Annotated in this window: 18 protein-coding genes; 14 read left to right on the forward strand and 4 right to left on the reverse strand. The window is 62.6% G+C overall.

Annotation, left to right across the window (positions count from 1 at the left end; translation table 11 throughout):
- Nucleotides 1-92: 92 nt before the first annotated feature.
- Entirely contained in the window at nucleotides 93-1,172 is a 1,080-nt protein-coding gene (locus OHD58_RS24820; protein ID WP_263806306.1) for a ketopantoate reductase family protein, read from the reverse strand.
- Between the two features lie 123 nt (nucleotides 1,173-1,295).
- Here OHD58_RS24820 and OHD58_RS24825 point away from each other — a divergent pair, with 123 nt between their 5' ends.
- The 9 genes from OHD58_RS24825 to OHD58_RS24865 all read left to right on the forward strand — a co-directional run bounded on the left by OHD58_RS24825 (nucleotide 1,296) and on the right by OHD58_RS24865 (nucleotide 9,131).
- Complete coding sequence (locus tag OHD58_RS24825) at nucleotides 1,296-2,177, forward strand: isocitrate lyase/PEP mutase family protein (protein WP_263806308.1); 882 nt, start codon at nucleotides 1,296-1,298, stop codon at nucleotides 2,175-2,177.
- A 99-nt stretch (nucleotides 2,178-2,276) separates the two neighbouring features.
- A complete protein-coding gene (leuB, locus tag OHD58_RS24830) occupies nucleotides 2,277-3,338 on the forward strand; it encodes a 3-isopropylmalate dehydrogenase (RefSeq protein WP_263806309.1) in 1,062 nt (353 codons plus the stop codon).
- 9 nt (nucleotides 3,339-3,347) lie between these two features.
- Nucleotides 3,348-3,638 (forward strand): hypothetical protein, encoded by a 291-nt coding sequence (locus OHD58_RS24835; RefSeq protein WP_263806310.1) that lies wholly within the window; start codon nucleotides 3,348-3,350, stop codon nucleotides 3,636-3,638.
- A complete protein-coding gene (locus tag OHD58_RS24840; RefSeq protein ID WP_263806312.1) occupies nucleotides 3,631-4,050 on the forward strand; it encodes an RraA family protein in 420 nt (139 codons plus the stop codon). Before OHD58_RS24835 ends, OHD58_RS24840 begins: the two co-directional genes overlap by 8 nt.
- A 52-nt stretch (nucleotides 4,051-4,102) precedes the next feature.
- The gene (locus OHD58_RS24845) at nucleotides 4,103-4,960 is read left to right on the forward strand and encodes an isocitrate lyase/PEP mutase family protein (RefSeq protein ID WP_263806314.1); all 858 of its coding nucleotides are present in this window, start codon (nucleotides 4,103-4,105) and stop codon (nucleotides 4,958-4,960) included.
- Nucleotides 4,961-5,178: 218 nt separating this feature from the next.
- Entirely contained in the window at nucleotides 5,179-5,649 is a 471-nt protein-coding gene (locus OHD58_RS24850; RefSeq protein WP_263806316.1) for a tripartite tricarboxylate transporter TctB family protein, read from the forward strand.
- A gap of 3 nt (nucleotides 5,650-5,652) precedes the next feature.
- On the forward strand, nucleotides 5,653-7,161 hold the full coding sequence (locus tag OHD58_RS24855; RefSeq protein WP_263806317.1) for a tripartite tricarboxylate transporter permease: 1,509 nt from the start codon (nucleotides 5,653-5,655) through the stop codon (nucleotides 7,159-7,161).
- 28 nt (nucleotides 7,162-7,189) lie between these two features.
- On the forward strand, nucleotides 7,190-8,164 hold the full coding sequence (locus OHD58_RS24860) for a Bug family tripartite tricarboxylate transporter substrate binding protein (RefSeq protein ID WP_263806318.1): 975 nt from the start codon (nucleotides 7,190-7,192) through the stop codon (nucleotides 8,162-8,164).
- Between the two features lie 73 nt (nucleotides 8,165-8,237).
- Entirely contained in the window at nucleotides 8,238-9,131 is an 894-nt protein-coding gene (locus OHD58_RS24865; protein ID WP_263806320.1) for an isocitrate lyase/PEP mutase family protein, read from the forward strand.
- Nucleotides 9,132-9,205: 74 nt separating this feature from the next.
- Here OHD58_RS24865 and OHD58_RS24870 read toward each other — a convergent pair whose 3' ends face one another.
- Together OHD58_RS24870 and OHD58_RS24875 are read right to left on the reverse strand one after the other, a co-directional pair.
- Nucleotides 9,206-10,198, reverse strand: coding sequence for a D-isomer specific 2-hydroxyacid dehydrogenase family protein (locus OHD58_RS24870; RefSeq protein ID WP_263806321.1), 993 nt, complete (start codon nucleotides 10,196-10,198; stop codon nucleotides 9,206-9,208).
- A 25-nt stretch (nucleotides 10,199-10,223) separates the two neighbouring features.
- Nucleotides 10,224-10,922 carry an RraA family protein gene (locus OHD58_RS24875; RefSeq protein WP_263806322.1) on the reverse strand — a complete coding sequence of 233 codons (699 nt, stop codon included), beginning with the start codon at nucleotides 10,920-10,922 and terminating at the stop codon, nucleotides 10,224-10,226.
- Between the two features lie 193 nt (nucleotides 10,923-11,115).
- On the opposite strand from OHD58_RS24875, the gene OHD58_RS24880 reads away from it, so the two are divergent.
- The gene (locus OHD58_RS24880) at nucleotides 11,116-12,195 is read left to right on the forward strand and encodes a tartrate dehydrogenase (protein WP_263806323.1); all 1,080 of its coding nucleotides are present in this window, start codon (nucleotides 11,116-11,118) and stop codon (nucleotides 12,193-12,195) included.
- Nucleotides 12,196-12,197: 2 nt separating this feature from the next.
- On the opposite strand, the gene OHD58_RS24885 is transcribed toward OHD58_RS24880, so the two are convergent.
- Nucleotides 12,198-13,118: a LysR family transcriptional regulator gene (locus OHD58_RS24885; RefSeq protein WP_263806324.1), complete on the reverse strand. Its 921-nt coding sequence runs from the start codon at nucleotides 13,116-13,118 to the stop codon at nucleotides 12,198-12,200.
- Between the two features lie 223 nt (nucleotides 13,119-13,341).
- Here OHD58_RS24885 and OHD58_RS24890 point away from each other — a divergent pair, with 223 nt between their 5' ends.
- The 4 genes from OHD58_RS24890 (at nucleotide 13,342) to OHD58_RS24905 (ending at nucleotide 17,560) form a co-directional block, all read left to right on the forward strand.
- Nucleotides 13,342-14,364, forward strand: coding sequence for a phosphoglycerate dehydrogenase (locus OHD58_RS24890; RefSeq protein ID WP_263806326.1), 1,023 nt, complete (start codon nucleotides 13,342-13,344; stop codon nucleotides 14,362-14,364).
- 100 nt (nucleotides 14,365-14,464) lie between these two features.
- Nucleotides 14,465-15,430, forward strand: a complete 966-nt coding sequence (locus tag OHD58_RS24895) for a Bug family tripartite tricarboxylate transporter substrate binding protein (protein ID WP_263806327.1) — start codon at nucleotides 14,465-14,467, stop codon at nucleotides 15,428-15,430.
- A 60-nt stretch (nucleotides 15,431-15,490) separates the two neighbouring features.
- Complete coding sequence (locus tag OHD58_RS24900; RefSeq protein WP_263806329.1) at nucleotides 15,491-16,015, forward strand: tripartite tricarboxylate transporter TctB family protein; 525 nt, start codon at nucleotides 15,491-15,493, stop codon at nucleotides 16,013-16,015.
- Between the two features lie 9 nt (nucleotides 16,016-16,024).
- Nucleotides 16,025-17,560, forward strand: coding sequence for a tripartite tricarboxylate transporter permease (locus OHD58_RS24905; protein ID WP_263806330.1), 1,536 nt, complete (start codon nucleotides 16,025-16,027; stop codon nucleotides 17,558-17,560).

The following is a 17,560-nucleotide window of genomic DNA, read 5'->3' on the forward strand; positions in this document are numbered from 1 at the left end:
ATTATCTGGGTGACTTGTGTACGATTGTATCCAGCCGTGCTTTTGTCAATGCGCTCGGATGCATAACAGTATGCAAGGTACGTGGTGGGACTTCAGCCGGGGAGGACGTTTTCGATCCTGGCCGGCGCATCGCCGCGCTCGACACGCTTCACCGCTTCCGTGAGCAAGGCATTGGCGGGCGCGTCGATGCCGATCTCCGCGCCTTTCTTCACGATGAAGCCGTTGATGTAGTCGATCTCGGTGCGGCGGCCCTTGATCATGTCCTGGCCCATGGAAGGCCGCTGCAGCGCCCCGCGGGCGCCGGATGTGGTCTGCGCCAGCATTACGGCGTCGACCCTGGCGAACGCATCCCTGTCTCCGTTGTGGGCCTTGAGCAGTTCCTGCGGATCGAGTTTGCCGACCTTTTCCAGTTCATAGCCCAGGGCATAGCCGATGCGCACTGCTTCGCCGGCCAGCTTCATCGAAAAATGCCGGATCGGTTCGATTTCGTCCATTTCACGGCCGCTCAATCCCGCTGCGGCCGACAGGCCGTTGCGCATGGCGTTCTGCGAAAGCTTCGACCAGCGCTCGCCCCACAGGTTGGTGGTTGCCTTGGTACCGTCGACATGACGCATCATGGCGGCAAGTTCCTCTAGCCGCTGGGTGATGCGACCGTGCACCTCGCCAACGCGAAATATCGTGGTATCACCCGTCGCCTTGGGCGCCTGGCGGCGGATGCGTCCGGGTTCATAAAGCTCGACCGAGATCGCCGAGGCGATGCAGCCGATGGTCTTGCCCCAGCCGACGATACCGGCGATCGTTTCCTCGTTGATGCAGTTCTGCAGGGAGACGACATAACCGGCCGGCGACAGGTAGGGCTTGATCATGGTGGTGATCCAGTCCGTGTCGTAGGATTTCATCGATACGAAAGCGATGTCGACAGGCGCCTGCCTGGCGAGATTCGAAACTTCGTGCGGGTGCATCGTCTCGACTGGCGCGGAGAAAGTCTCCTCGGGCGTCAGGCCGGAAAGCTGCAGGCCGGACCTGCGGATGGCCTCGATGTTGTCGTGCCAGAAATCCAGGATGGTGACGTCGTGTCCGACCTGCGCCAGATGCGCACCGACATATCCGCCAAGCGCGCCGCCGCCCATCATGACGATACGCGGTCCCGCCGCCTTTCCCGTGCTGCTCATTCAGATCTCCAACTGCTAAGGGCCGCCGCTTGCCCGGCAGCTCGTATTCGTTAGTATACAGCCGTCGACTGCCTGTCCATACGGTCAGGCTCTCTCCACGCAGTCGCATTTCATGGAGAAAGAATGGAAACCCGCAAGAAATTCCGAAGGATGCTCTCCGAGCCCGGCATCGAGATCCAGCCCGCGGTTTACGACCCGCTTTCGGCAAAGCTTGCGGAGAAGTGCGGTTTCAATCTGCTTGCGCTTGGCGGATATGCAATGGGCGCCCACACCGCGATCACCGAACCGTTGATGTCACTGGAAGAGGTGGCGCAGATCACTCGGCAGGTCAGCCTCGTCTCCAATCTGCCGCTGATGGTGGACGCCGGGGCCGGCTGGGGCGACCCGTTGCATGTGATGCACACGACCAAGGTCCTGGAGCGGGCCGGCGCTGCCTCGATCCATATCGAGGATCAGTTCTATCCCAAACGAGCCCGCTACCATCAAGGGGTCGAGGAGGTCATCCCGGTCGAGGAAATGCTGCTGAAGATCAAGGCAGCCTTGAGTGCGCGCGACGATCCGGACTTTGCCATCGTGGTGCGCACCGATTCCATGCGCACGCACGGCTATGACGAAGGCATTCGCCGCATCCGCGAATATGTGAAAGCCGGGGCCGACGTCATCAAACTTTTCCCTAACAATGAGGCGGAGACGATCCGAGCTCCCAAGGAAGTGCCTCCGATCCCGCTGGTCTACGTTAACAGCACCGGCAACAAGTTCGGTCGCGGCGTTTTCACAGCCACGCAGCTCGAAGGCTGGGGCTACAAAATACTCTACGACGCCATCAGCACTGTTAACGTCGCCGCCCAAGCCTTGATCCGGTATTACACGCATCTGCGGAAAACAGGCGAACACGGGCTGGACGACGAGGAAATCGGCAAGGTCCGCCTGCAGGTCGAACAGGCCATCGGGCTGGAGGAGATGTACCGCATAGAAGAGCAGACGCTTGACCCGCTCGGCCGTTGACGTCGCGGCGATGAAGGAATTGCATAACGTCATTCGCTTGCGCCGTGTATGCGAATGTGTACATTCCCGCTCAATTTAAGGATGCGTGGAGTCTAGGCCATGAAGGTGGCGCTTTTGCCCGGGGACGGCATAGGCAAGGAAATCATTCCTGAAGCAGTGAAGGTGCTGAAGGCGCTGCGAGGCGTGTCCATCGAGTTCGAGGAGGCGCCGATTGCCGGCGCCGGCGTCGACGCGTTCGACGATCCGCTGCCGCCCAGCACCCTGGATCTGTGCCTGAAGGCCGATGCGGTGCTTTTCGGTGCCGCCGGCGCCCCGCAATACGAACACCTGCCCCGCGTCAAGCGTCCCGGTCTTGGCCTGCTGAAATTGCGCAAGGCGATGCAATGCTACGCCAATCTCCGGCCGGTCAAACTGTTTCCGGAACTGGCAAATGCGTCGACATTGAAGCCGGATGTGATCAACGGTCTCGACCTGCTGATCGTTCGCGAGTTGAACAGCGACATCTATTTCGGCGAGCCGCGCGGCCGCATCAACGACACGCCCGGACAACGCGAGGCGATCAACACGATGCGCTACACCGAAAGCGAGATCGCGCGCGTGGCGCATGTCGCCTTCAAGGCCGCGCGCGGTCGCCGCAAGAAGCTGTGCTCGATCGACAAGCAGAACGTGCTTGAGACAATGGTGCTGTGGCGCGAAGTGGTGAGCGAGGTCGGGCGTGAGTATCCTGATGTCGAACTGACGCATCAACTTGTCGATTCCGGCGCCATGATGCTGGTACGCACGCCGACCAAGTTCGACGTCATCGTGACCGGAAACATGTTCGGTGACATATTGTCGGACCAGGCTGCGATGCTGACCGGCTCGCTTGGCATGCTGCCTTCGGCGGCGCTGGGCGACGGGACGCGCGGGCTGTACGAGCCGATCCACGGTTCGGCGCCGGACATCGCCGGCAAGGATATCGCCAACCCGCTCGCGACCATTCTCTCGGCCGCGCTGATGCTGCGCTACAGCCTCGGTCTGCCCGAACAGGCCGAGCGCGTCGAGGCCGCGGTGCGCAAGGCACTGGCCTCAGGGCTGAGGACCGCCGACATCCAGGAGCCGGGCACCAGAGTTGTCGGTACGCGCGCCATGGGCGATGCGGTGGTTGCCGCGCTGCAATAGGAGAACGGCATGGTCGAGATATCCGCAATCGACACGGCCACGCTCGCCTTCTTCAAGCAGGCCTCATCGAGCCTTGTAACGGACGCGCTCGGGCGTGTCGGACTCGGCGCCTGGATGGACGACGTCCTGCCCATTCAATCCGATTTCAAGCTCGCCGGACGGGTGCGCACCGTGCATTTGGCCCCTCGGTCGGGTATCAGGCACTCGGCTCACTCGTTCTACACGGCCGCCGAACTGTTCGATGACGATGATGTTATGGTGATCGCCACCAACCGTGGCCGCGGCTGGCTGCTTGGGTGAGAACATCGTGCATTTCTGCCAGTACCAGCGGCTTGGCGGCATCGTGACCGATGGCAAGATCCGCGATGTCGCCGAAATACGCGGCATGTCCTTCCCGGTCTTCGCCCGTGGCGTGACAGCGCGCCCGTTCCAGAGCGAACTGGAAATCGTTGCGGTTGATGTTTCGGTCGAGTGCGGTGGCGGCTATCTGCGGTCCGGCGACCTGATCGTTGGGGATGCGGACGGCATCGTCATAGCTCCAGCGGAAACAGCGCAGCCGCTGATAGCAGAAGTCGAGGAACTGATCGAACTCGAGACGCGGCAGGAGAAACTGATCCGCGAGCGCGCACCACTTGCCGAGGTGCAGGAGGTAAGCCGGCTCAAAAAGATTCGAAAAGGCCCGGCACTGAATATCGGCGTTCAGGCGACGTGATGCCGTGAAGCAGCGTCCCGATACGGCTGGGCAAGAGAAAAGTGGAGACCGCATGGAACATCGTCAGCGCCGGGAGAATTTTCGCAAGGTGCTTGCATCCGGGAAATGCGTCTTCCCCGCTTCGGTTTTTGATCCGATCTCGGCGCGGATCGCAGAGGATCTCGGCTACGAAGTCGGCATGCTCGGTGGATCGATCGCGTCGATGGTCGTGCTGGGAGCGCCCGATCTGTTCGTACTGACGTTGACGGAGTTCGCCGAGCAGGCGCGCCGCACCTGCCGCGCCGGATCGCTGCCGGTGGCGGTCGACGCCGACCATGGCTACGGCAACGCGCTGAGTGTCATGCGGACGGTCGAGGAACTGGAAGCGGCGGGTGTGGCGGCGCTTACAATCGAGGATACCGACCTGCCGCCGCGTTTTGGCCAGGCCAGGAAGGAAACGCTGATCTCCATCGACGAAGGTGTCGGAAAGATGCGCGCGGCTCTGGCTGCACGGCGGGACGCGTCTCTGGTGATCGTCGGCAGGACCTCGGCGCCGGGGCTGACTGGGGTGGATGACGCGATCGCACGCTGCCGCGCTTACGAGGCGGCTGGCGTCGACGCGCTGTTCGTCAAGGGTGTGAAGGACCGGGTCGACCTCGAAAAGATCTGCGCTGCGGTCAAGCTGCCGGTGATGCTCGACAGCCCGAGCAAGGAACTGCGCGACCTCGACCATCTCGGTCGGACGGGCGTGCGCATTGCGCTGCAGGGGCACACTCCATACCTGGCTGCCGTCGAGGCGATCTACCAGACCGCCAAGGCGTTGCGCTCGGGTGCCATGCCGGAAGACCTGGGGCAGCTTGCCTCGGCAGCCCGGGTCAAGGAACTGACGCGCGGGGCCGATTACGACGAAGCCGTCTCGTCCTTCCTTTGAGCCCTACTTCCCGACGCTAATGCCGAAAAAGCATTGAGTCATGCGTGACTTTCGCTTTTGTGTACAGATGCATACCATTGACTCCAAGGGCATGCTGATTTCCAATCATTTGGATGGTGGCAGGGTTGTCCCGCGGAACGCTGGAGTCTCTCGCGTTGAACGTTCCTAATCCTTCGAAGGACCCAAGGAGTTCCACGAATACAGCCGCGGACGACGGCGTGCCGGGTCATGCATATCGCGTGCTGGTTCTTGCGTTCCTTGTCGGTGGCCTTCTGGTCTGCCGCACTGCGATCGGACTGACCTACTACACCCAAATGGGGCCAGGTCCCGGTTTCTTCCCGTTCTGGGCCGGAGCCCTGCTCAGCCTGTTTTGCCTCATGCTGCTGATACAGTCGTTTCGTGCGCAAATCCCGGCATTCGACATCCCCGAAAAGGGGCCGATGCTGAAGATCGTCGTGACGATCGCGGCAATCGCCGGCTTTGGCCTGTTCATCGAGCGGCTGGGCTTCGTTCTGACCATGTTCGGCGTTCTGCTCGCGCTGCTCTACGTCCATGGCTGCCGCATGCTTCCAACCGGGCTGGTGGTCGCATTGACCGGAAGCCTTGGCGTGGGTTTCGCCTTCAGCAGGTGGCTGGGTGTGTTCCTGCCACCTGCTCCCGGCGCCGTGCTCCAGTTCATCGGGCTCTAGGACGTGGAACTGTTCGGCGACTTCATAGCCGGCTTCGGCATCGCGCTCACTCCGGAGCACCTGTTCTATGCGTTGGTCGGCTGTCTGATCGGCACGCTGGTCGGCGTGCTGCCCGGCATCGGTTCGGCGGGCGGCATGGTGATCCTGCTGCCGTTGACCTTCCAGATGGAACCGACCGGCGCGATCATCATGCTCGCCGCGATTTTCTACGGCAGCTATTACGGCGGCACGATCACAACGATCCTGATGAATGTTCCGGGCGAAGTCGCCTCGGTTGCGACGATGCAGGACGGCCATGCCATGGCTAGGCAGGGCAGGGCGGGCGTCGCGCTGTCGATTGCCGCCATCGGCTCCTTCATCGGCGGTACGCTCGCCACGCTGGCATTGGTGCTGATGGCGCCGGCGCTTTCGGAAATGGCGTTGGCATTCGGCCCTCCCGAATTTTTCGCGCTTATGGTGCTCGGCCTGGCGACACTGGCTTTCCTGGCCGGTTCCTCCATGCCGCGCGCGCTGGCGATGGCAGTTTTCGGTCTGATCCTCGGGTCGATCGGCACCGACCCGACCATGGGCTCTCCGCGGCTGACCATGGGCTTCGTGCCGCTGCTGGGCGGACTCGACTTCGTTCCGGTGGTGATGGGCCTGTTCGGGCTGAGCGAAGTCCTGATCAATGCCGAGAACCCGACGCCGGTCCTGACCAAGAAGGACATCAAGGGCCTTTATCCGAGCGTGAGGGACTTCCGGCAGTCGGCGGGCTCCATCGTGCGCGGCACTGGGCTCGGCATCTTGCTGGGCCTCATTCCCGGCACCAGTCAGGCACTCGCCTCCTTCGTATCCTATGGCGTCGAAAAGGCCGTGGCGAAGCGGCCGGAAGAGTTCGGCAACGGCGCCATCCAAGGCGTCGCTGGCCCGGAAACCGCCAACAATGCGCATGCGAATGCGGCGCTCATTCCACTTTTCACGCTCGGCATTCCGGGCTCGCCCAGCGTGGCGATCCTGCTCGGCGCCTTCATCATAAACGGCCTGGCTCCCGGCCCGCTGCTGTTCGAACAGCATCCGGAAATCGTCTGGCCGATCATCTGTTCGATGATCGTCGGCAACCTGATGCTGCTGATCCTCAACGTGCCGCTGATCGGCATGTGGGTGAAAATCCTGCAAGTCCCGACCAGCATACTGTCGCCCGTCATCGTGCTGTTCATCTGCCTCGGCACGTACCTCGTCAACAACAGCGTCTTCGACGTGTGGGTGATGATCCTGTTCGGCCTGCTTGGCTACACGTTGCGCAAGCTGGACTTCCCGCTGTCGCCGATCGCGCTGACGCTGATCGTCGGGCCGCTGATGGAGAATGCCGTCCGCCAGGCGCTCAGCATCTCGCGTGGTGACGTGTCGATCCTTTTCCGCAGTTGGCTGGCCTGCGGTCTGCTGGCGATGGCCGTGTTCGTGCTGACGCTGCCTCTGTGGCGGCTGCGCGCCATCCAGACCCGCGGCGCACTTGGCCGCGACGTCGAGGACTAATTTCACTCGCTCAATGGGAGGAACTGCAATGATCAATTTGAAATGTCTGACGATTGCCACCGCAGTAGCGTTGGCCGGATTCGCCGGCAACGCGTTCGCGCAGACGGCATGGCCGGAACCCGGAAAAGTCGTCACCGTGTACAATGGCGGCTCGCCGGGCAGCGGCCAGGATCTGACCGCGCGGCTGGTCGCGGAAGCCCTGCAGAAGATTCATCCGGGCTCCAACTTCCAGGTGGTCGCCAAGCCCGGCGCCGGCACGCAGCTGGCCTACCAGACGATCGCCGATTCGCCGAAGGACGGCTACAGCTTCGGCATCATGTCGCTGCCGACCTTTGCCACGCTCTATCTCGATCCGTCGCGACAGGCAGGCTTCAACCGCGATAGCTTCGCCCCTGCGGCTAACTTCATCTTCGATCCGGGCGCGATCGCTGTGCCGGCCGAAAGCCCCTACAAGACCCTGAAGGACCTGCTCGACGCCGCCAAGGCCAAGCCGGGCGAGGTTACCGTCGCCGTCGTCGGCCCGAAGAGCCGCGAGCACCTTGACGTGACGGCGATGGAGCAGGCTGCCGGAGTCAAGTTCAATCCGATCTTCCACAACGATTCCGGCACCGGGTTGAACAACCTGCTTGGCGGCAATGTCGAGGCTCAACAAGGCAGTGTAGGCGATTTCCTGGCGCAGATCGCAGCCGGCCGTATCCGTTTGCTGGCCGTCTTCGCCAAAGCGCCGAGCGCCTTTGCTCCAGACGTACCGACCGCCGAGGCGTCGGGCGTTCCTGTGTTCTCCGGGGTGACGCGCGGCTTCACTTTCCCGGCAGGCGTCGATCCCGCAATAGTGAAGCAGCTCAGCGACGACATCGGCGCGATCGTCAACTCGCCCGAGCAGCAGGAAAACATCAAGAACCTCGGCTTCGAGGCCAACTACATGGATATGGAGCAGTTCACGGCATACGCCAAGAGCGAGGAGGACCGTATCAAGGACATCCTCAGCAAGATTCCGAACTGATCTCGCTGCGACATAAGGCTCCTCCGCGCTGGTGCGGAGGGGCTCTGGACAACGACCTGCCCGGAGATGACCGATGAACAGGCTGAAAGCTATCCTTGACGAAAAGAAGCTGCTGCTGGCGCCGGGCGTTTATGACGCGCTGTCGGCATTGATCGCCGAACAATGCGGCGCCCGCGCTGTCTACCTCTCCGGTGCGGGCGTCGCCTACACCCGCTTCGGACGGTCCGATCTGGGCCTGGTCGACATGACGGAAATGGCGCAGATCATCACCGCGATCCGCGAACGCGTTTCGGTACCGATCATCGCCGATGGCGACAATGGCTTCGGCAATGCGCTCAACATGCAGCGGACGGTCCGCACCTATGAGCGGGCGGGAGCCAACGCCATCCAGATCGAGGACCAGACGCTGCCGAAACGCTGCGGCCATCTGACCGGCAAGTCGGTCATCCCGGCGGCTGAAATGGCCGGCAAGATCAAGGCCGCCGTCGATTCCCGCAACGAGATGCTGATCATCGCGCGCACCGATGCGATTGCGATCGAAGGGTTCGAGAAGGCCCTTGAGCGAGCGCATCTCTATGCCGATGCCGGCGCCGACGTCATTTTCGTCGAAGCGCTTCAGGATATCGGCCAGATGCGCGCAGTGGTAAAGAGCCTCGGCCACCGCAAGCCGTTGTTCGTCAATCTGATCGAGGGTGGACGAACGCCGGTGCTGCCGCTGCATGAATTGGAAGCCATGGGCTACTCCATCGCGATCTATCCCGCGAGCGGCGTCAGGGCCGTCGCAAAGCATATGACGGATTTCTACACCACTATCGTGCGTGATGGCGGCACGGACGCGTTCCGCGACCGCATGTTGGATTTTAATGGCCTCAACAAGCTGATCGGAACGCCAGAACTGCTGGCGCATGCCGAGACGTACAAGGCGGAAAATTTCGAGCCGGGGCGGACGCGGTCGACGGCTGCGTAGGGCAAGGAACCGGGTACGGCGGTCAGGAGCGCATGCGAGCCCAGCGACGCCTGGCCCAGAATTGGACTGCTCGTTCAGACGATGCGCGACTTGATCGCCCGACCTTCATGGCAGGCTACAAGGTTGTTCAAGGCGAATTCGGCCTTCTCCTCCTGGACGTCCACTCCGCCGGTCGCGCAATGGGGCGTGATGATCACGTTGGGCGCGGTGAAGAGGTCGAGATCTGTCGGCGGCGGCTCGATATCGAGTACGTCGAGCGCGGCGCCGCCGAGACGCCCTTCGCGCAAAGCCGCGGTCAATTCGACCTGATCGACAATGCCACCGCGGGCAGTATTCACCAGCGTGCCTTTCGGGCCGAGCAGGTCTAACTGGCGGCGGCTGATGAGGCCGCGGGTGCCGTCGTTCAGCGCGACGTAGAGCGATGCGAGCGTGGCCTGCTCAAAAGCCGCGTCGAGATCGGAGGTGAAACTGACGCGGCTTGAAGCGCCTAGCGCCTCCGCCCAGGCTTCGCCATCCTCCGGCCGGGTGCGGCTGTAGACGATGAGCGTGCAGCCCAGGCCTAGGAAGAGCTTGGCCGCGTGTCGGGCGATGCGCCCGAAGCCGATGATAGCCACGACCTGCTTGCCGATCTGGCGAATGCGGCGCCGCGGCTCCCAGCGTGGCCATTCGTGTTGGCGTCGCACGGCGTCGTCCAGATAGGGAATGCGCTTGAGCGCAGAGACGGCGAGGGCGACCGAATGTTCGGCGACTGCCAGGGAGGCGCTGTCGACCGGGCAGTTGGCAAGCGCGATCCCGCGCTGCTTCAGCCTGTCGAGATCGATGCCGTCATAGCCGACGCCGAGTTTCTGGATCATCCTCAGCTTGGGCGAAGCGTCGATCGCCTCGGTCGGCATCCAGCCGCCCGCCATCAGGATGTAGTCGGCCTCCTTGAGCATCGCGCGCTGGGCCTCGTCGAAATCGGTGCCCGCGGTCAGCAGCGACCAATTCGAAGGCATCATTTCCAGGACGATGTCCTTCAGCAGCCCGTTTTCCGTGGCGATGAGGCCAAGCTTGATCGCGGCAACCATTGAGCGTTCCTGATTTGTCGGTGTTTCAGACAGGGCAGCCCTTGGCGCGCAGGATGGAATTGAAACGCTCCGGATCGCCGGTGCCTTCCTGGGCGGCCTTGCGAAGCTTCTCTTCCTTGCTCGTCTGTTCTTCGACGTGCGGCCAAAGCGTGTCGAGGTCGCCGGGAGCGACGGCGACGATGCCGTCCGCGTCAGCGAGCACCAGGTCGCCTGGATTGACGGCCATGCCGCCGACGGTGACGGGAACGTTGATCTCGCCCGGCCCGTCTTTGCTTGGCCCGCGATGGGTAGCGCTGCGTGCCCAGACCGGCATGCCCATGATCGCGAGCTCGGCGATATCGCGGACGGCGCCGTCGATCACGAAGCCGCTGATCTTGCGGAAGATCGCCGTGGCGACGATGTTCCCGCCGATCAGCGCCTGGGTCCCGTCGCCGCCACCGTCGATGACCAGCATGTCGCCGGGCTCGACCAGCATCAGTGCCTTGTGGATCATCAGATTGTCACCTGGGCGAACACGAACGGTGAAGGCGCGGCCGACCGCGATGAGGTTGAGGTCACCATGGAACGCGCGCAGCCCTATGGTGCCGACCGAACGGCCCATGCTGTCGCTGACATAGGCGACTGGCGTGCCGGCGAAGCGCCGTACCCACTCGTCGGAGACGAGCTCCGCTCGTGGGTTGATGCGGAATCCGATCGGCCATTGCGCCGGGGCCTGAGTGTTCATGATGATGTTCCTCCCTTCAGCGACGATTTGCCCGTAGCGTCGTGCAACCAAAAATCCGCTCCAATCGCAAATGCCTTTTGCTTATGGCGCCATGCCGAAGCGGGCGGGCATCATGCGATTGAAAATCGGCATTGGAGGGAAAAGCCGGCCTGGGGCATGGATGTCGGCAAGATCACAATCAGCAGAGCCTACGATGTCCAACCAGAAGAAACCATTTCGTATTGCGGTCATCCCCGGCGATGGCATTGGAAAAGAGGTGGTGCCCGAAGGCATCCGCGTCCTCGAGGCGGCGGCGGCAAAATACGGGATCGATCTTGCCTTCGACCACTTCGATTTCGCGTCCTGCGACTACTACCTGCAGCACGGCAAGATGATGCCGGACGACTGGAAGGCTCGAATCGGCGGCCACGATGCGATCTTTTTCGGCGCTGTCGGGTGGCCCGAGGCAGTTCCCGACCACATCTCGCTCTGGGGATCGCTGATCCAGTTCCGCCGCGAATTCGACCAGTATGTGAACCTGCGCCCCGTCCGCCTGATGCCTGGGGTCCAATCGCCGCTGGCAGGCCGCAAAGCCGGCGATATCGATTTTTATGTCGTGCGCGAGAACACCGAAGGCGAGTATTCGTCGATCGGCGGGCGCATGTTCCCCGGAACCGAACGCGAGATCGTGCTGCAGGAAACCGTGATGAGCCGCGTCGGCGTCGACCGGATTCTTCGTTTCGCCTTCGACCTGGCGCGGCGGCGGGAGCGCAAGAGCCTCACCTCCGCGACGAAGTCGAACGGCATATCGATCACCATGCCTTACTGGGACGAGCGGGTGGAGGCGATGGCGCAGGCCTATCCCGATATCCGCTGGGACAAGTACCACATCGATATCCTCTGCGCGCACTTCGTGCTCAATCCGGATCGCTTCGACGTTGTGGTGGCATCGAACCTGTTCGGAGACATCCTCTCCGATCTCGGTCCGGCCTGCACCGGCACAATTGGGATCGCGCCCTCTGGCAACATCAATCCGGAACGCCGGTTTCCCTCACTGTTCGAGCCTGTTCATGGCTCTGCGCCTGATATCGCCGGCAAAGGCATCGCCAACCCGGTGGGGCAGATATGGGCGGGTGCAATGATGCTGGACCACTTCGGCCATCAGGATGCAGCGAACGCAATTGTGGCTGCGGTCGAAAAGGTGATGGTGGAATCTTCGCTCCGCACGCGCGATCTCGGTGGCACGGCCGACACCGTCACCTGCGGAAAGGCGATCGCGCAGGCATTGCTTTAGGATCAGGTCTCGGCGCCGTTCGCCACGCGTTTGACGCAGGCCCAGAATTTTTCGGCCGCCGGGCTCTGCCGGGCGCGCGGCCGGACGATGCAGATCTCGATCGGAACATCGAAATTCTCGGAGCCTGCACGCACCAGGGTCCCGGCTGCGAGATCGTTCACTACCAGGCTGCGCGGCAGCCAGGCCATGCCGCGGCCGTCGCGCGTCATGGCCGCCAGAACGGTCGCCACATGCGAGGCGAACACGGATGCGAGCCAGGTCGGCGGCATGTCGAGAGCCTGGGTGGCTGCCAGGATGCGCCCCATGCCCGAGGTGGAGCTATATTTGAGATGAGGGACCGGCTCGGTCACGGAACCGGGCAAGGCATAGCGAGGCTTGCCGTCCTCGGTCGGGATGCTGAGAGGCATCAACACATCCTCGCCCACCACGAGCGATTGAAATGCCTCCGGCCGCAGCGAGGTGGCCGCCGATTTGTGTCGATGACAGAGGAGGAAATGCGCCTCTCCCTGCTTCATCACCCCTTCGCAGCCGGTCATGTTGTTGGTCACCAGGCTGACGGTGGACGTGAGACTCTCGACCTTCTCGATGCGGCTCAGGAACTGTGGGAAGAACGTCATCGAGAGGGCATGCGTGCTGGCGAATCGTACCGTAGTGGCGGAGCCGGTCGCTGCCGCGCGCGTTTGTTCGCGGCCGAGATAGATACGCCGCGTGACCTCTTCCGCCATCGGCTTGAAGGCCTCGCCGGCGGCGGTGAGCTCGACGCGATGCGTGTCGCGGTCGAACAGGGGCGCGCCGACCCAATCCTCCAGGGTTTTCACCCGCCGGCTGAATGCGGGTTGCGTGATGTGGCGCTTTTCGGCTGCCCGGCTGAAATGGCCGCACTCCACAAGCGCAAGGAAATCTTCGAGCCAGGCGAGTTCCATCCAGAGGAAGCCTTCTCCATTTGGTTCCGTTGGCCGGTCGCTAGAGCAATGGCCGATCGCACATTGCTCTAGTGGCCCGACGCTTCGAGGTCAAACCGAACGCACCTTCAAGTATCAGATCATGAGGATTCGGCATTTGAGGCGCTTGCCCCGCAATGATAGGCGGGCTTTGCGGAGAGCTTTTTAGAAACAGCTCACGCAAGGAATGAGGAAGCATCCGGGAATGTCGAACCGCAAGGTCGTCATCACACAGCAGTTCTTCGACGAGGAATCCGTCGCCTATCTCAAGGCGAACGGCTGCGACGTGACCGTTGCGAAGCTGCCCGGCGGCAAGCCCGACGGCAGCCTGTCGCATGACGAGTTGGTCGGCCTGCTCAGCGGCGCCCACGGATGGATTGTCGGCCATGCACCCGTCACCAGGGAGCTTCTCGCGGCGCTACCAGACCTGACGGTCATCTCACGGCGCGGTGTTGGCTACGATCGCGTCGACGTTGACGCGGCCAGGGATCTCGGCCGCGTCGTCGCGATTGCGGTAGGCGGCAACGAGGCCGCGGTGGCGGACCTTGCCATCGGGCTGATGCTCGGCGTCGGCCGCCGCGTCGGTGAATCGCAGGAGGCGATGAAGGCCGGCAAATGGTCGATCCTGATGGGGACCGATCTCACTCGGAAGACCGTAGGCCTGGTCGGGCTCGGACGGATCGGCCGCCAGGTGGTCCAGAGGTTGAAAGCGTTCGACGCGCGTATCCTCATCTCGGCACCTCGTCCGGACGAAGAATACGCGCAGACGATGGGCCTGACCTATGTCCCGCTCGAAACGCTTTTTGCCGAGAGCGACTACATCAGCCTCCATGCGCCGCTGACTTCCGAGACGCGCTTCCTCGTCAGCGACAAGACGATACCGCTGATGAAGTCCGATGCAATCATCATCAATACGGCGCGCGGCGGTCTGGTGGAGGACGCGCATCTGCTCGCCGCCCTCAGGGAAAAGAGGCTCGGCGGCGCCGGGCTGGACGTTTTTGTGAGTGAGGCGGATTCTTCCTATAAACCGGTGACCGAAGAGCTGATCCGGCTTCCCAACGTCGCGGCGACACCCCACGCGGCGGCATCGACGCGAGAGGCGCTTGCCCTCACCAACATGATCGCTTCGCAATCGGTCGTCGCCGTATTCGACGGGTCCTCACCACAGGCGAACCGGATTGTCGTCGACGGTCGGCCTGACGGTGGAGATCCAGGATCGCGGCGCTGAGGAGGCGCGAGAATACAGAATTCCATGCAGCAGACGGGCATGCCGCATAGAAGAACTGGCGAGTGTTCAAATTTCCAGAATTGCCCATGGGAGGATACGAATGAACTTTCTCAAACGCACAATGGTGGCGCTTGCAGCGACCATGACGATCGGAGCGGCTCACGCGCAGGACGCGGCCAACTTCCCTGATCATCCATTGCGGCTGGTGGTGCCTTTCGGGGCCGGTGGCGGCTCGGACACCCTGGCACGCACGCTCGCCGGATCCGCATCGCCCTATCTCGGCCAGCCGATCAGCATCGACATGCAGCCTGGCGCATCGGGCGTGATCGGCACGACCGAGTTCGTCCGCTCGGCCAAGCCGGACGGCTATGATCTGATTATAACCGGTACCGGCGCGACGACGACGATTCCGCACTCGCAGAAGCTCACCTACGATCCGCTGAACGATTTCGAGTTCGTCATCGGCGTGGTCGGGCTGACCGAAGTTCTCGCCGTCCGCAAGGATTTCCCGGCGAAGGACGCCAAGGAGTTCATCGAATACATCAAGGCCAATCCCGGCAAGGTTTCGCTCGGCCACAGCGGCACCGGCGGCGAGGATTGGGCGCTGATCCGCCTGCTCGCCAATGCGACGGAATCCGACCTGACCGACGTACCGTTCGATGGCGGCGGGCCTGCCGCGACCGCCGCTGCCGGCGGCCATATCGATGGCGTGATCTCCTCGCTCGTGGCGGTGACGCCGTTCATGGAGTCGGGCGACCTGCGCGTCCTGGCGGTCATCGCGACCACGCCGTCGGATGCCCTGCCGGACGTCCCGACCATGCCTTCGCTGGGCTACAAGGATGTCGTGCTCGACAGCCGCCTGGGCATCGCCGCACCGAAGGGCACCCCGAAGGAAATCGTTCAGAAGCTGCATGATGCCTTCAAGAAGACGATGGAAGACCCGTCCTTCCTCAGCTTCGCCAAGCGGCTGAACATGAACCTGCAGTATGTCGGCCTCGAAGACTACAAGAAGGCCCTGCAGGGTGACTTCGACCGCATCGGCACGGTTTACGAGAAGACCAAGTAAGGCAAAAGCGGGCGGCCGGGACACCCTGTCTACCGGCCGCCTCAAAGCGGGAAAACTGACATGACTGAAGAATCAGGCGCGATCGACACGCCGCCGGAGCAGAGCGCGCGGGACGCGCGCATCCATCGCAGGCTGGACCTGGCGGTCGCTCTTTTCTTCCTGGTTCTCGGGCTGATCGTGCTCCAGCAGGTGTGGACCGAACTGCCGCTGATGCGCATGCGCCAGGTTGGGCCGGGCATGCTTCCCTTCGGCGTCGGGTGCATTCTGGTGGCGATGAGCTCCATGCTTGTCTGGCAGAATCTGCGCGGCGAGGCTCCGGCCGGCGATCCATCGATTCCAACCTTGTTGGAAGGCAGCCGTGTCGTGGCCGTGGTGGTCATGCTGGTCGCCGCGATCGGGCTTGCGCCCGTTCTCGGTACGCTGGTCACGCTTGGACTCTTCATCTTTCTGGAGTTGCGAATGGTCGAGCGTCGCAGTCCGCTGCTCAGCGTTGCCACCGCCGTTCTCATTACGCTCTTCATCTACATCACGTTCGAAGCCCTGCTGGGTGTTGCCCTGCCTGCTGGCGTGCTTGGGCTTCGATAGGTCAGGATCATGGAAACTCTGAGCCTGCTCGGCGATGGCTTCATCATCGCGCTCAGCTGGGAAAACCTGGTCTGGGTGATCTTCGGCACGATCATGGGCACGCTTGTCGGCGCGCTCCCCGGTCTCGGGCCTACGGCCGGCATGGCTGTCCTGTTGCCATTCGCCTTCACGCTGAACCCGACATCGGCCCTGATCATGCTCGGCGGCATCTACTATGGAGCCATGTATGGAGGGACGATCACCTCGGTCCTCCTCAACATTCCGGGCGAGTCCGATTCCATCTGGACAGCGCTGGAGGGACACAAGCTCGCACAGAAGGGTCGCGGCGGCGCGGTGCTGATCATCGCCGCCGTCATGTCTTTCGCAGCCGGCACGGCAAGCCTTGTCCTGCTCGTGGCGCTAGCTCCCCAGCTTGCCCGCTGGGCGCTGAGTTTCGGGCCGGCCGAGCAGTTCGGCGTTCTTCTCATCGGGCTTGCGATGATCTCGGGACTGTCGTCGAAGCAGCCGGTCAGGGGCTGGATGATGCTCGCCTTCGGCCTCGGCATCGGCATGGTCGGCCTCGACATCGTCACCGGCACGCCGCGTTTCACCTTCGGTGTCGACAGGCTGCTCGACGGGCTGGATTTCCTGCCTGTGACCGTCGGCATGTTCGGCGTGGCCGAAGTGCTGGCCAATGTCGAACGGAACATGCGCGTCACGGCCGACACCAGCCTCGGTTTTCGCGACATGCTTCCGACCAGGGAGGAATGGCGCAAAAGCCGCTTTCCGGCGCTGCGTGGCACCCTGATAGGCTTCTTCATCGGCATCATCCCGGGCTCAGGCACGACCATGGCGGCGACGGCCTCGTATGCGGTCGAGCAGCGTGTCTCAAGGCGCCCGGAAGAGTTCGGCAACGGCGCGATCGAGGGCGTCGCCGGTCCCGAATCCGCCAACAACGCCGCGACCAGCGGCGCCATGGTGCCGATCCTGTCGCTTGGCGTTCCAAGCTCGCCGGCGACGGCTGTGCTTTTCGGCGCCATGCTGATGCAGGGCCTGCGTCCGGGTCCGTTGCTGTTTCAGACGAATCCGACGGTGATCTGGGGATTCCTTGCCAGCATGTATGTCGGCAACGTCATCCTCCTGATCCTCAACACGCTTTTCATCCCGGCCTTCACCAAGATGACGGTCAAGGCCGTGCCGATCCTGAACGCCTTCGTTCTGGTACTGTGCTTCGTCGGCGTCTATGCCTTCCGCAACAGCCTGTTCGATGTCGGCGTCATGCTGACCTTCGGTGTCATCGGATATCTGCTGAACAAGCTGAGCTATCCGACCATGCCGTTGATCCTCGGTATCGTGCTCGGTGATGTGGCGGAACTGACGCTTAGGCAGTCGTTGATCATCTCGCGGGGCGATCCGATGATCTTCTTCTCCAGCCCGATCGCGGCAACGCTGATGACGGTCGCCATCCTCGTGATCGTTTTGCCCTTTGTCGCAAGGCTTCGTCGCCGGTTCGCCGCTGTTAAGCCCACACCGAAGCCAAATCCAACAGCAAACCAGGATGTTTGA

The organism is Mesorhizobium sp. ZC-5 (genome assembly GCF_025753855.1).
Lineage (GTDB): Bacteria > Pseudomonadota > Alphaproteobacteria > Rhizobiales > Rhizobiaceae > Neomesorhizobium.

Bases quoted from the DNA above. Each gene is read 5' to 3' on its own strand.
- OHD58_RS24820 (WP_263806306.1), bottom strand. From the start codon at position 1,172: ATGAGCAGCACGGGAAAGGCGGCGGGACCGCGTATCGTCATGATGGGC.
- OHD58_RS24825 (WP_263806308.1), top strand. From the start codon at position 1,296: ATGGAAACCCGCAAGAAATTCCGAAGGATGCTCTCCGAGCCCGGCATC.
- leuB (WP_263806309.1), top strand. From the start codon at position 2,277: ATGAAGGTGGCGCTTTTGCCCGGGGACGGCATAGGCAAGGAAATCATT.
- OHD58_RS24835 (WP_263806310.1), top strand. From the start codon at position 3,348: ATGGTCGAGATATCCGCAATCGACACGGCCACGCTCGCCTTCTTCAAG.
- OHD58_RS24845 (WP_263806314.1), top strand. From the start codon at position 4,103: ATGGAACATCGTCAGCGCCGGGAGAATTTTCGCAAGGTGCTTGCATCC.
- OHD58_RS24860 (WP_263806318.1), top strand. From the start codon at position 7,190: ATGATCAATTTGAAATGTCTGACGATTGCCACCGCAGTAGCGTTGGCC.
- OHD58_RS24865 (WP_263806320.1), top strand. From the start codon at position 8,238: ATGAACAGGCTGAAAGCTATCCTTGACGAAAAGAAGCTGCTGCTGGCG.
- OHD58_RS24870 (WP_263806321.1), bottom strand. From the start codon at position 10,198: ATGGTTGCCGCGATCAAGCTTGGCCTCATCGCCACGGAAAACGGGCTG.
- OHD58_RS24875 (WP_263806322.1), bottom strand. From the start codon at position 10,922: ATGAACACTCAGGCCCCGGCGCAATGGCCGATCGGATTCCGCATCAAC.
- OHD58_RS24880 (WP_263806323.1), top strand. From the start codon at position 11,116: ATGTCCAACCAGAAGAAACCATTTCGTATTGCGGTCATCCCCGGCGAT.
- OHD58_RS24885 (WP_263806324.1), bottom strand. From the start codon at position 13,118: ATGGAACTCGCCTGGCTCGAAGATTTCCTTGCGCTTGTGGAGTGCGGC.
- OHD58_RS24890 (WP_263806326.1), top strand. From the start codon at position 13,342: ATGTCGAACCGCAAGGTCGTCATCACACAGCAGTTCTTCGACGAGGAA.
- OHD58_RS24895 (WP_263806327.1), top strand. From the start codon at position 14,465: ATGAACTTTCTCAAACGCACAATGGTGGCGCTTGCAGCGACCATGACG.
- OHD58_RS24900 (WP_263806329.1), top strand. From the start codon at position 15,491: ATGACTGAAGAATCAGGCGCGATCGACACGCCGCCGGAGCAGAGCGCG.
- OHD58_RS24905 (WP_263806330.1), top strand. From the start codon at position 16,025: ATGGAAACTCTGAGCCTGCTCGGCGATGGCTTCATCATCGCGCTCAGC.